At 43.0% G+C, this 13,414-nt stretch carries 11 protein-coding genes; 7 read left to right on the plus strand and 4 right to left on the minus strand.

Features of this window, described 5'->3' with window-relative positions; translation table 11 throughout:
* The first annotated feature begins 65 nt into the window (after positions 1–65).
* Together L4C39_RS17610 and yegS are read left to right on the plus strand one after the other, a co-directional pair.
* Positions 66–971 carry a LysR family transcriptional regulator gene (locus L4C39_RS17610; RefSeq protein WP_429747200.1) on the plus strand — a complete coding sequence of 302 codons (906 nt, stop codon included), beginning with the start codon at positions 66–68 and terminating at the stop codon, positions 969–971.
* 17 nt (positions 972–988) lie between these two features.
* Positions 989–1,930, plus strand: a complete 942-nt coding sequence (yegS, locus tag L4C39_RS17615; protein ID WP_261889734.1) for a lipid kinase YegS — start codon at positions 989–991, stop codon at positions 1,928–1,930.
* 144 nt (positions 1,931–2,074) lie between these two features.
* Here yegS and L4C39_RS17620 read toward each other — a convergent pair whose 3' ends face one another.
* On the minus strand, positions 2,075–3,757 hold the full coding sequence (locus L4C39_RS17620) for an alkaline phosphatase family protein (RefSeq protein ID WP_429747202.1): 1,683 nt from the start codon (positions 3,755–3,757) through the stop codon (positions 2,075–2,077).
* Between the two features lie 97 nt (positions 3,758–3,854).
* The gene (locus L4C39_RS17625) at positions 3,855–4,643 is read right to left on the minus strand and encodes a formylglycine-generating enzyme family protein (RefSeq protein WP_429747204.1); all 789 of its coding nucleotides are present in this window, start codon (positions 4,641–4,643) and stop codon (positions 3,855–3,857) included.
* 137 nt (positions 4,644–4,780) lie between these two features.
* Here L4C39_RS17625 and L4C39_RS17630 point away from each other — a divergent pair, with 137 nt between their 5' ends.
* The 5 genes from L4C39_RS17630 (at position 4,781) to L4C39_RS17650 (ending at position 10,074) form a co-directional block, all read left to right on the plus strand.
* A complete protein-coding gene (locus L4C39_RS17630) occupies positions 4,781–6,112 on the plus strand; it encodes an anaerobic sulfatase maturase (protein ID WP_429747206.1) in 1,332 nt (443 codons plus the stop codon).
* 87 nt (positions 6,113–6,199) lie between these two features.
* Positions 6,200–7,258, plus strand: coding sequence for a HEAT repeat domain-containing protein (locus L4C39_RS17635; protein ID WP_429747208.1), 1,059 nt, complete (start codon positions 6,200–6,202; stop codon positions 7,256–7,258).
* A gap of 434 nt (positions 7,259–7,692) precedes the next feature.
* Positions 7,693–8,730 carry a TerC/Alx family metal homeostasis membrane protein gene (locus tag L4C39_RS17640; protein WP_429747210.1) on the plus strand — a complete coding sequence of 346 codons (1,038 nt, stop codon included), beginning with the start codon at positions 7,693–7,695 and terminating at the stop codon, positions 8,728–8,730.
* 289 nt (positions 8,731–9,019) lie between these two features.
* Positions 9,020–9,211, plus strand: a complete 192-nt coding sequence (locus L4C39_RS17645) for a hypothetical protein (protein ID WP_017054483.1) — start codon at positions 9,020–9,022, stop codon at positions 9,209–9,211.
* A 152-nt stretch (positions 9,212–9,363) separates the two neighbouring features.
* Positions 9,364–10,074 carry a DUF1223 domain-containing protein gene (locus L4C39_RS17650; protein ID WP_136995401.1) on the plus strand — a complete coding sequence of 237 codons (711 nt, stop codon included), beginning with the start codon at positions 9,364–9,366 and terminating at the stop codon, positions 10,072–10,074.
* Between the two features lie 47 nt (positions 10,075–10,121).
* Here L4C39_RS17650 and L4C39_RS17655 read toward each other — a convergent pair whose 3' ends face one another.
* On the minus strand, positions 10,122–10,679 hold the full coding sequence (locus L4C39_RS17655; protein ID WP_429747212.1) for a PhnA domain-containing protein: 558 nt from the start codon (positions 10,677–10,679) through the stop codon (positions 10,122–10,124).
* 226 nt (positions 10,680–10,905) lie between these two features.
* A complete protein-coding gene (locus L4C39_RS17660; RefSeq protein ID WP_429747245.1) occupies positions 10,906–13,392 on the minus strand; it encodes a VolA/Pla-1 family phospholipase in 2,487 nt (828 codons plus the stop codon).
* Between the last annotated feature and the right edge of the window lie 22 nt (positions 13,393–13,414).

Consider the following 13,414-nt stretch of genomic DNA (forward strand, 5'->3'; position numbering starts at 1 on the left):
TTTGCATCGAACATAATCGGCAGGTTCTCTAGTATAGGGAATCTGCTTCTTTAATATGGAACTGTATGAAAAGTACCGAGCTAAATTTAATTCCTATCTTTGTTGCTATTTATGAAGAGCAGAACTTATCTAGGGCTGCGAATCGTATGGATATTAGCCAACCAGCCGTGAGTAAAGCACTTGCTAGGCTTCGTGATATATATAACGAGCCACTGTTCCACAGAACCACATCCGGCGTAGAGCCGACTACCTTTGCTATTGATATTTACCCAGCTATGTCTGCGGCATTGAAAAACTTCACGTCAACACTGTCTGCATCAAGAGACTTTGAGCCTAAAACATCAAATCGTATCTTCTCTATCGCTTGCGTTTCCGCAGCAAGTTATGAAATGGTGCCAAGAGTTATGCAGTTGATTAGCCAAGCAGCGCCTAATATCGCGTTAGAAGTTCACCCCCTGTTTACCGAAGATTATGAATCGGATTTGAGGCTTCAAAGACACGATGTGATCATTGATATGACGCCCAGACGAAGAAGCACGCTCAAGCACGAGGTGGTTTCTAGAGAGGAACTGGTGGTGGTATGCCGTTCAGATCACCCTGTGATTGGCGATACTATCGATATGGAGCAATTCCTTACTCTTGATCACGTCGTGGTATCACGTTGGCATGCACGTAAAAGCTTATTAAGTTCTGAACACTTTAGTGACTTGGAAAAGCGAAAAATTGTGTATCGAGCAGCTGGCGTCGTCGAGATGCTTCCCGTGATCGAGGGCTCCGACGCTATCGGTATGCTTCCTATGTCATCGGTGCGATGTTTTTCTGAGAAATATAATGTAAGAACACTGCCTTTACCATTCGAATTGGAAGATCTTGATATGTGTATGATTTGGCACCCAAGTCGCACTAACGAATCAAGCCATAAGTGGCTGCGCGCAAAGATCAAAGCGGCAGCAAAAGACATATCAAGTTAGCCCTAAAGGACATCGCTATGGAAAGCATTCGCGCAATTTTAAATGGAAAGAAAGCCAATATCCCAGAACTGAGACAAGAGGTCTTTGCTGCAAGAGCCAGGAATATAGACCTACAAGTGAGGGTAACTTGGGAGTCTGCAGATATGTTTCGTTTGGTCAGCGAAGCGATATGCGACGGCGTAAAAAGATTGGTTGTTGCTGGTGGCGATGGAACGGTGAATGAAGCCGTTAACGCACTCAATCAGTTTCACTCCAGTGAACGACCTCAACTAGCCATTATTCCAATGGGAACCGCGAACGATTTTGCGACCGCAACGGGTATACCTAGCGATATTACGGATGCTTTCAAACTGGCGTTAGAAGGGAATGCGTTTGCGGTGGACAGTGTTTGTGCCAATGACCGCTATTTTATGAATGTCGCTGCGGCAGGTTTTGGCGCAGAAGTGACGGCTGAAACCCCCGTTGAACTCAAAGATTTTCTTGGCGGCGGCGCATACACGCTAACTGGTGTGGTCAAAGCGCTAGGCTTTAAGCCTTATAGCGGTACTTTGACTATAGATAAAGGCACTTTTACTGGCGAAATCCTAGTTGGCGCTTTTTGTAATGGTCGTCTAGCCGGGGGTGGACAAGAGCTAGCACCCAACGCGTTCATTGATGATGGTTTGATGGATCTTACTTTGGTTAAAGCATTCGTGGCTTCTGATTTGCCAAAAGTCATCGAAGAGCTTAAGCATCCAGCAGACGACGGGAAGTATGTTGTTCATACTCAAGCTCGTTGGTTGGAGATCGATTTTCCTCAATCGCTGCCGATTAACTTAGATGGCGAACCTTATCATTCTAATCAAATTCGTTTTGAAGTTATACCTTCAAGTATCAGTTTGGTGCTGCCCGAAGATAGCCCTTGTTTAAGCAAACAAAGCACGGAAAAGAATGCTCGTTTTAGTAACGGTATTGATTAAGCAGATAAGATTTAAGATCAGAAACTGAGATAAGAAAGAGCCGTTTATCTATTTTGACTGCATCAGTCTGAATATGACAAACGGCTCTTCTATTTTGTTAGTGATGGATTCGAAGTCTAGATGATCAAACCTCAGAGATTTATCTCACTCGGTAATTTCTTTCAGCACTTCTCCAATCGAACCACTTGGTTGAGTTATGCCCAGTTTGTTCGAAAGTGTAGGTGCAATGTCGTATGGCGTGATTGGACGGGAAACCTTCTTAGCATCCACATCATAGCCCGCGAAGATAACCGGAACATGTGTGTCGTATTTCCAAGGTGAGCCATGAGTCGAGGCAATCTGTAGGCCTTCCATGTCGTTAATGTAGCTGCGGGGTGCAAAGACCACATACACATCGCCAGAACGAGCAGGGTGATAGTTGTTCTTGATTAGCTGCATCACATGAGTATCCGGCACTCGGTTCGCCGCAATATCACTGCTCGATACGGCAAACGCTACACCTTTCACTTTAGTAATCTCGTCAGCAATCGCTTCTTGCACCTTTGCTAGCTCCAGCTTTTTCTCTGCGATTAAGTCGTGATTAAGATAGATATAAGGTTGAGCATACAGTCGAATCGCATCTTTGGATAAACCAAACTCATCTTTTAACCGTTTCTCAACGCCACTCGATAGTAGTGTGTCTTTGTTGAAATACTGAGCTTGATTGAAACCAAGCGCATTTGCCGCAGGCGAAGATTCAGGCACACCATGGTCGGCAGACAACACAATTAATGTGTTCTTTAGACCGACTTGGTTATCGATGGTTTTAAGAAGCTTGGCGATCGTCTTATCAAGTCGAATGAGATTGTCTTCTGTCTCTAAACTTTCAGGACCGTACAAGTGCACCACATAGTCGTTTGATGAGAAACTCACAGACAGGTAATCGGTCACGTCGCCTTGGCCTAACTTCTCTTGCATCAACAGTGTGCTTGCGAAGTTCTCGGTGATTTCATCGCCAGCCGGGCTCACGGTTAGCGTTGTGCTGTAGTATTTATAGCTTGCAGGGCCGTATGGGTGAGGGAAGGTGCGTTGGAAATCACCGAGCTTCACCTTGTGGTCCGTGTTGTGCTCTTGCAGTGTGTACTCTTCACGTGGTAACGAAAGTTCCCATTTCTGTTTAGAGTATTGGGCTGCAATTTCTTTTTCATTCCAACGAGATACCCAAGCTGGGTACTCGTCGTAGTAATAGTTACTAGTGACAAATTCAGACTGTGCCTTCGAGAACCAGAAGGCTTTACCGCTGTGTCCTGCGAATGAGATTGCGCCGCGGTCTTTAACAGACACACCGAACACTTTCGATTTGCCACTATTGGAAATCGTCAGCTCGTCACCAAAGGTGGTGGCCAGTATTGGCTCTGGAGAGCGACCATCACCTTGTGCTGTTTTTTGTGTTGGGTCGATCTCAGTTGCTTTGTCGACACCCGCGCCTGAAGTCAGCATCTTGTAATTGCCGTCTTCTACGTTATACACCAAACGTTCTTCACTGCGGTCATACCAAACATTACCTACCATGCCGTGAACACTCGGCGGAGCGCCGGTTGCAAGCGATACATGACCGACAATGGTTTCTGTGTTGCCGTGCTGGTAGTTTGCATTGGTGTAGTAAGTACCATCATCCATTAGGTAACGAAATCCACCCTCACCGAAGTTGTGCTTGTAGCGTTCGATAAGGTCTGCACGCAGGCCATCTACCGTGATTTGGAGGACTAGACTGGGTTTGTCCGCAGCTGATGCTGGGAAGGCACAGAGTAACGCGAGTGTAAGTCCTGAAAGCTTGGTGTATTGCATAGAGTGTCCTTATTCGATGTAATTTCGCTATTCAAAATGACATGGATTGGTCACTGAACAGAGGCTGTCCTTTGTTCAGCGACCATGGGGTGTTTTGCTAGTTTACGTCCTTCACTAGGCGTAGGCCCATATCAGACATGGTGATCGATTGACTGGCAAAGTCACGGCGGTAACTTTCTGATTCATCTTCATCGTATGCAAAACTGCCACCGCGTACCGATTTGTGTGATAAACCGACATCACTGTGTTTCGCGTTGTTAGGATTGTCTGTTGGACCGTATCGGTAGAAAGTGTCATCGAAGGCATCAATAACAAACTCTCCAACGTTGCCTGTCATATCATATAAGCCTAGCTCATTTGGTTTCTTTAGCCCGACAGGATGTGCGCTATTTTTGGAATTTGCTGAGTACCACGCAACATCATCTAAGTTGTTGGAACCACTGTAAGTATAACCTTTGCTTTTATTGCCACCTTTCGCAGCAAATTCCCATTCAGCTTCTGTCGGAAGGCGGTACTCTTCGCCCGTTAATTCATTCAACTGCTCAACGAAATAGTTCGCTTGCTGCCAACTTAGGTTATTGACCGGAACTTGTGGGTTTTGGAAATAACTGAGAGATGAACCCATCACCGATTCGAACAATTCTTGAGTCACCTCAAACTTCGCAATATAGAAACTATCTACAGTTATATCTCGTGCTGGTTGTTCTGCTTTGGTTGCTTCAGGGTTGTTTGAACCCATGGTGAACGTACCGCCTTCAACTAACACCATCTCTTGGTCAATTTGTTGGGCGATAGGGTGTGTAGGCACGCTCGCACAACCGCTCAGGAAAATAGTCATGGTGACGCTGCTGATCGCCGCTAATTGTTTGTAATTGAAAAATTTCATCACGTGCCTCGAATGTTCGAAATAGGAGGCGATTTTAACGTTTAAGGTCATTCCTATTGGTTATAAAGGGTATAACATGCCACAAGCTGAAATAGGAATTATGATGGGAACAAGACACTAAGATAGGTAGGTAAATCATGCACATTACTCAAGGTCCACAATACAACGGTAAAGCCTCTAAGCGCTTACATGTGATGGCTAAGCCGATTGGCGCGGCGTGCAACATTGACTGTAAATATTGTTATTACCTAAGTAAGCAAGATTTGTTGGAGTACAAGAAAGGCAGTTCTCCAAGAATGGATGATGAGACGTTAGAGACTTACATCCGACAATACATCGAAGGTCAAAATACCCCTGAAATCATATTCTCATGGCAGGGTGGTGAACCTACCATGCTGGGTTTAGCGTATTTCGAACGTGTGGTTGAGCTACAGAAAAAGTACCAGCCTGAAGGTGTTTTGATTTCAAATGACCTACAAACTAATGGCACACTACTGAATGATGATTGGGGTCGATTCTTAGCAAAGAATAACTTCCTGATCGGTTTGAGTATTGATGGTCCTGAAATGCTACACAACGCCTATCGTGTCAACAGAGCAGGCCGGGGCACATTTAAACAAGTGATGGCAGCCGTCGAGCTGCTACATAAACACCAAGTAAAATTCGCAACGCTAACCTGCGTGAATAACCTTACCAGTCAAAATGCATTAGACGTGTATCGCTTCCTACGTGATGTGGTGAAGTCTCCACAAATGCAGTTTATTCCTATCGTTGAGCAAAAAACCTTTAGAACGGTTGCGCCACAAACGTCTCAAGTGAGTGAGCAACTTAAGCAAGGCGACAAACGTCTGATCCCAGGCCATAAAGACTCGATCATGGAATCGTGGTGTGTGTCGGACTTGGCTTGGGGTAACTTCCTTATTTCTGTATTTGATGAGTGGGCGAAGAACGACATCGGTAAAGTGTTCGTTCAGTATTTTGAAGCAAGTTTAGAAACATGGATAGGGCGTCCTAACCCGCTTTGTACTCTGAATGAAATCTGCGGTAAAGGCCTCGCGATGGAGCCTAATGGCGACGTATTCTCATGCGACCACTATGTTTACCCTGAATACAAGATTGGCAATATTCATCACGAGAAGCTTGATGACTTGGCGTACAGCGCACCACAGCAAAAGTTTGGTTTCGCTAAATCACGTACAATGACCAGTCAATGTCAGCAGTGTGATTACAAGTTTGCTTGTCATGGCGAATGTCCTAAAAACCGCTTTATCAAAACTCGTGCAGGCGAACCGGGCTTGAACTACTTATGTGCAGGTTGGCACAAGTTCTTTTCTCATGTCGACAAGTCGATGGCTTATATCGCTCGTGCGATGGGGCATCCGGTTGCTCATGGCAAATTCAGTGATTCAGTATTGATGGCACATCGTGCAAAACAAGCGCAACAAACTACGTTCGAGACCAAGTTTTAACTCGTTTTTTGGGTCAACAGATCCAAGACAAATTTAATCAGATACGAGTCTAAGGACAGGCTAAGTTCTCCAGTTTAAGGTAATACTATGATGAAGAAGAGTTTAGCGACGGCTGTTGCTCTATTAGTTTCAACGTCCGCATTGGTTTCAACGTCTGCGATGGCAGCGAATAGCGTTCAGCAAACTGTTGACGCACCGGCAAAAAATATCAATCAAGTGCTTGAAATGACGGACACTCAATCCCGTATTCAACAATTGTCTTACATGGCACAAGATCAGAATCAATCTATAGAAAATCGTACTGGTGCACTGCAAGAGCTTGCTTCATACCCAAGCCAGAATGCGCTGGTGGCGGTGGCAAGAGGTTTGAAAGATCAAAACCCTGAAGTTCGTGAGGCTTCGATTATCGGTTCTTCGCCATATCAACTTGAGCATCGTTGGGCGTTAGTTTCACCTTTGCTGAGCGATACAGATTCTATGGTTCGTCACTCGGCAACATCGAACTTAGTACGTGATTACAATACGTTAGATAAAGAACAGAAAGCACAAATTGAACAACCCGTCGCTGAGTTAATCACATTCTTGGAATCACAAGAATCTGAAAAGTTTCAATTGTTGTTCGCTGACGTGCTCCGTTGGCACAATGAATGGGATAAAGCGGAAACGATTTATCTTGAGTTGATTAATACTCACCAGAAAGACCCTCAAGTTTGGCTGAGCTACGCGGATAACTTCCGAGCTCAGAATAAAGATCAACAAGCGGTCGAGGTGTTGGATCGTGGTTTGAAGAACGTGCCGGACAATGCAGCGATGCACTATTCTAAATCATTAACTTTGGTTCGCCTTGAAGACAAGGCAGCAGCAGCCAAAGAGATTGAAGTAGCAGCAGAACTTGCAAAAGATAACAGCTACTACTGGTACTTGAATGGGGTACTACAAGAAGAGCTGGATATCGACAAATCGACTAAATCGTTCGAGAAGGCGTATTTGATCTCTGGTTCTCCGGAGCAGTTATACGCGGTCTGTGATATCTACGTACGCTACGGTAATGAGAAGACGGATGACTGTTTAGAAGAGCTAGGAAAAGTCGCTCCGGACTATGTTATTGAACAGTTGAAAGAAAAACGTATAAACTCAAGTTCGTAAAGTCTATCTATGGAGTATTTCCTTATGAGCATATATAAACGACATCGTTTTCCCCCAGATATTATCCAATATACCATCTGGTTGCATTAACGCTTTAGCCTAAGGCTTAGGGATGTAGAAGAGCTTCTAGCAGAACGAGGATTTGTCGCCACGATAAATATTTTTATCCATACTATGAAAATATCGAATAGACACTTAACAAGAACAGGCTTATCATTCGCCGTGTTTGGGGAGTAGTTAGCGCAAGCTTATTTATCGTCATCTCGTTAAGTGAAAGCTTATCCGGTAAATAAGAGTGAAGACCATCAACTAAGTTTCAAATAAGTTGCTTCATTCCAACGAGACCAACGCATTCAATGCCGATCACTATGATTCGGTGGTTTTTGTATGCGGAAGGTCACCTATTCTTATGATCTTCCGTTTTTGGAGGATTCATGAATCCAGTAGAACTCACATCATCAATCAGCACTACGTCTGGTTCACTATCTCAACACCCTAGCTTTATGATCTATTGCGGCTTTGCTGTAATGACGCTTATTTTGATCTCGCTCGATATATGGCAAACCAAGGGCGGCAAGATCACCATTAAAAAAGCGGCATTATGGAGTGTTGTATGGTTTGCTCTTGCGCTCGTATTTGCCGGAAGTATCTATTTTTTCTGGGACTACTATGCACCTCACAGTAGCTACTCATCAGAAAAAGCGACTATCTCATTCCTGACAGGCTATTTGTTAGAGAAATCGTTGAGTGTCGATAACCTATTTGTATTCGCGATTATTTTTGCTCAATACAAGGTACCTCAGCATTTGCGCCCGAGAGCGTTGCTGTGGGGTGTGGTAGGGGCATTGATACTAAGAGCGGTAATGATCGCGGTTGGGGCTCAGCTGTTAGCTCAGTACCATTGGTTACTCTATGTCTTCGCAGTGTTTTTGATTGGCACTGGGATACAACTTGCGCGAGATAAAGGTGAAAGTGAAGTAAACCCATATCCAGAAAAATTGATCAGAAAATTTGCCAAAGTGACGGATGACTTTAAAGGAAATGCACTGTTCATGAAACAACAAGGGCAGTGGTTTGTTACCCCAATGCTGATTGTTATTGGCGTTATTGCTGTAATGGATGTGATGTTTGCACTGGACTCTATACCAGCAATCTTTGCTGTCACAAGAGAACCTTTCTTGGTACTTGCTGCGAATGTTTTTGCTCTACTAGGATTACGATCTCTGTATTTCGTACTGCAGGGGATGATGGATAAATTTGTTTATCTAAAGCCAGCGTTGTCGATCATCATGGTTTTTATCGGTATTAAAATGATGTTGGTAGGATCGGCGTGGGAAATACCGACCTACATCTCGCTGTTGGTACTCTTACTGGTCATGACAACGGCAGTTATAGCTTCAATGTTTCGACGGGAATCACACCACGAAGATTGCTGTGAGTTATCAGACAGAATAACTAATCAAAAACTCTAATATTAAATTAATAAAGAGTGAGTCGAGAAAAAACAATATGTGATCTAAATGTTAACTTGAATTGTGCTTTGGTTGCTAACTGAACGAAATATGCAGCTAATACTACAATTTACGATTAACTATGCACGGTTTAGTCATGGTTAACAATTGAACATGTTAAAATAATGTTTGATTAGTAAAACTAATCTGAAAAGTCAAATTTTGTCATTTTTTACACATCAAAAAATGGCTTAATATTCTTCTCAACGAAACGAAACCATTTCAACAAAATTTAAATAGAGAGGCAATCATGGCACACGCAATGAACATCGAAACAATCGCGACACCTATCTCTATGGATAAGAAAACCTACTCGGTTAACTTCAAAGGATTGATTGCGCACATTGTCGATATTATGTTTGGTAAAGAACAAGTAGAAAGCACTTACTATGCAAGTAACCTATCTGGTCACATGCAAAAAGATATCGGTATCTACCGTTAATTGCTTTAAAGCTTCTAGTTTTACCGTTTCATAGATAAACGAATTAAAAAGAAACGCCGACTACTTAGTAGTCGGCGTTTTTGTATTGAGTGAAATAAAAAAGAATCAACTCAGGTCTGTGTAGATAGGTTTTCACTTAAGGTATCGTTTAGATGAAGAGATTTCTGTTATTAACTCTTACCTCTCTTGTTACTTTTCCTAGCGCAGCTCAAACATGGCAACATTCTGGGCCTCCGGCTCAATTGATTGAGCTATTTACATCGGAAGGGTGTTCAAGTTGTCCTCCTGCCGATCGTTACATTGGTGAATTTCGTCATTCTTCTAAATTATGGAATTCAGTGATCCCAGTCGCCTATCACGTCGATTACTGGGACTACCTGGGGTGGAAAGATAAATTTGCTAATCCGGCCTTTAGTCAAAAACAACGGTTGTATAAAGCTTATGGCGTCGTTGACAGTGTCTATACCCCAGGTTTTGTTGTCGATGGCAACGAGTGGCGCGGTTTCTTTCATTGGGGAAAGAAAACCTTGCCTTCTCCCTCGACAAACAACAGAGGTCTATTGACTTTGAATAGGGAAGGGAATCGTTTTAAATTGGTTTATAGCGGCACTGATGCCTACACTGCTAATTTGGTGGTTCTTGCGCTTGATGAAGTAACGCAAGTTAAAGCGGGTGAGAATAGAGGAAAGTTACTCGATCATCACTTTGTTGTTCTGGATAAGTTGCAGCAGTATGGTCAAAAGGAGTGGCAATTTGAGCTTCAGACAATACCAGAAAGCGCAGATGCGGTTGCAGTATGGCTAACCAAAGAGGGGTCATACCTTCCTGTGCAAACCGTCGCCGGGGAATTTAATAGTAAATAATAAAAAAGGCGCTAATCAGCGCCTTTTTTATCGAGAAGCGTTAAAAATTACTTCTTACGACAGAACTCAGCGATAACATACATAGATTGACCGCCGTTCGCTTTACCAGAAACAAGCTTAGGATCGTCACCAATGCTGATGCCACGGATAACCGTACCTTGCTTGATTACTTGGTTGGTACCTTTCACTGGAAGATCTTTGGTTACTGTTACGTCGTCACCTTTTTTAAGCTCAACGCCGTTAATATCGAATGGTTTGTCATCAGCTGACATGCCGATCTGTGCCCAAACTGAAGTCTCTTCTTCAAGATACATCATGTCTAGTAAATCTTGAGCCCAACCTTCAGCATTTAGACGAGTCAGTTGACGCCAAGCGGTTACTTGAACCGGTGCTTCTTGGCTCCACATACTGTCGTTTAGACAACGCCAGTGGTTGATATCTTGTGGGTCGTCGATCTCGCTAAGACACTTTTCACAAACCATGATGCCGTGATCAACTGTTACGTAGCTGTGTGGTGGTACAGCGTATGCAGTAAGTTGAGTTTCAGCAGAACATAGTTCACATTTAGATTGGCAGCGTTCAAGCATGGTTGCTTCAGAAGACATAGTAGACTCACAATTAGTATGAATTAATAACCGCGCTATTATCCACGTTATAGGAAATAAAGATAGGGTCCGTACGGTATTCTATCTGGATTAATTTTGAGGAAGTAAACCATTTGTATTCTGATTGGTAAATAAGTCGTTACGAGGCAAGTAAAAAGATAGAAATATGAAGAGTGATGAATAAAAATGCCAGCGGTTAAGCTGGCATTATTAACAATACAGATAACTATTTGAGGTAGTTCGTCTCAGGTAGAGCTGTTAGAGAGTCCTGCACTAAGAAATTCGCATTTTTTTCTTGCATATCTGCGTGATAGGGCGTGTCGATAGGATGGTTTTGCGGAGCAACAAACGTAGAGTGAGAGGCAACCGAGGTTGTTACCTTTCCATCACCGCCTAATGTATTACCTTGATATTTGTAGAAACTCGCAGCAGCATTCGATGCAGAACTGGTTGAATCGATCGTAACTAAATCGAGTTTTAAGGCTAGGGGTTCTGTTCCCGCGAAAGGAGCCAGTGGTACTGAGTTTGGTACAGTTTGATCGTTATCTACTTGAGACATGAAAATAGGCAATCCTTTACCTTTTAAATCAGCGGCATTGGTGTATGGATCAACTGTATCTAAGACCGTTTGGGTCGCAAATCCAAATTGTGTAATTTTCCCATCTAACTCTGCTTTTTGTTCACTAGTCATCCCTCCATAAAGAGTTTCAAAACAACTTGCCGCTTCCAGGTTCATACTCGTACATATTGTGTCAGCACTATTTTTGTACGCAGGCGAACCGCTGTATGCCACATTGTGTTTAATCAGACTGCCATAATTTGCAGAGCCAAGCAGCAAGTTAGATATTTGACCACCTGTGTTTTGAATCGACATTGAGCTAAAGCTGTATAACGCAGCAATCTTAGCTTCTTCTAAAGGATCTGTGAGTCCAATTGGTTTATTCGCAGCTGCTACTGCCGTGGTAGCAACGATGCCACCAAGTGAATGACCAAGCGCTTTTACTTTTGATATTGAAGGGTTAAATGAACTGAGTGGCTTATTAGTAAATAAACCAGCTTGCGCAGAAATTGCCAAGCCTGCTCGTACGCTCATCATATCCATTTCACTTTGACGGACATTATCACGCGCAACAGGTAGGTAGGGTAAATTGATATAAGCTAAAATATCAGCATTAGCAGAGCGTTGGTCATCTAAACTACGTTGGCCATGCAAAGGTAAGTCGATTGCGATTACAGCAACACCTGATTGCGCGAGGTTTTGCGCGAATGCATACGCATTTTCTTTTGCTGATGTAATTCCGTGTTGATAAATCACAATGTCAGTAGGTTTTACTCCTTTTTGAGTGAATAATAACAAGTTAACCGCTTCCACTGACTTAGGTTGTGGTACAGGGTTGTAGCGAGTTATGATTCTTTCAGGATCAAGCTGTGTTCCATTGGAAAGGGTTAGTTGTGAGCCAACTAATTTCAATTGTTCTTTTGGGTCAGTCTCTAGATTTGCTGAATTAATACCAAGCACATTGAGTTGTTCTTCTATATGTACTTTTTCTGCATCGTTACCCAAAGCATTCACGATTTTAGCCAAGCTAGGCATTGCCGCAACCATAGGCTGGCTGTTCCAGTTTGCACCTTTTTCCAAATAGTAAGGTAGGTTTACAACCCCAGCTGTTACTTCAACTTCCGGCTTTCCTCCCGCTACACCCGCTTGATATGCTCCGATGATAGCCGCTTTTTTATCCGCATCGTCACTGATATATTTTGTAAATTGATCGTCTGCGGTTAGTGCATCATCAAAATCTTGGGTAGTACCTAGGAGCATTGCATAGGCACTTGAAAGGTCTACAGACCCTGCTGCTAATGGGTCAATTTTGTATAGAGTATTTAATTTGTTGCTGCCATCTGCGAAAGCCAAACCCGTTAGGCCTTTGATTGCTGCTAGAGAGTCTCCAATAGACTGAGTACTAAACCAAGAAGAGTAGATAATATCGGCAGGATCAACTCCTGTTAAACCTTGGGCTGCAGAAAAAATATTTTCGACTGCATGTGTTGCAGTTTGTACTGAAGCTAAATCGCCTTCCTTGAAAATAGTTTCTTTACTTTTTGCGGTAACATAACTCCCTGATGAACCAATTCCGTCGCCATTTTTGTCTGTAATATTATTAGTAATGGCAAAAATATACTCACTTGATTCATCTAATGAATCTCTAAATTCAATGTATAAATTAGCGCCATTTGACTTTACAGTGAATGCATAATCAGGCGTCGCCATGTCATTAATTTTTAAGACACTCAGGATTGGATTGTCACCAGGAACAATGTCAGTCAGGCGTTTACTTAATTTGATAACGCTTACCCCTGATGTCACAAGGCCGGGATTAAAACCAACACCTTCAAATTCAACCACAATAGGCATTGAGGTAGACCAACCATCGGCAGTATTCATTGCTGCAAGCGGATTGGTTAGTGACTCATTCCCATCTGTAGGTAGTTTTAAGGTGCCATCTGTTGTATCCATAAGTAAGTAACTTGGCAGGGGAACTGCTTTTCCAGAGCCCTGTAGGGTAAATTTCACTGAGGTAGGCTGGTTTAAAAGTGCCTGCTCACTCGGTGTTAAATTACTATTATTTGATGTGCCACTGCTTTCTGAATTATCACCACAACCTGATAGAAGAATTGCCGAGCATAATAGTGATAAGTTAAATGTTTTGTTCATCATGTATCTCCGTCAACACAGA

The organism is Vibrio clamense, from assembly GCF_050337905.1.
Classification (GTDB): Bacteria; Pseudomonadota; Gammaproteobacteria; order Enterobacterales; family Vibrionaceae; genus Vibrio; species Vibrio cortegadensis.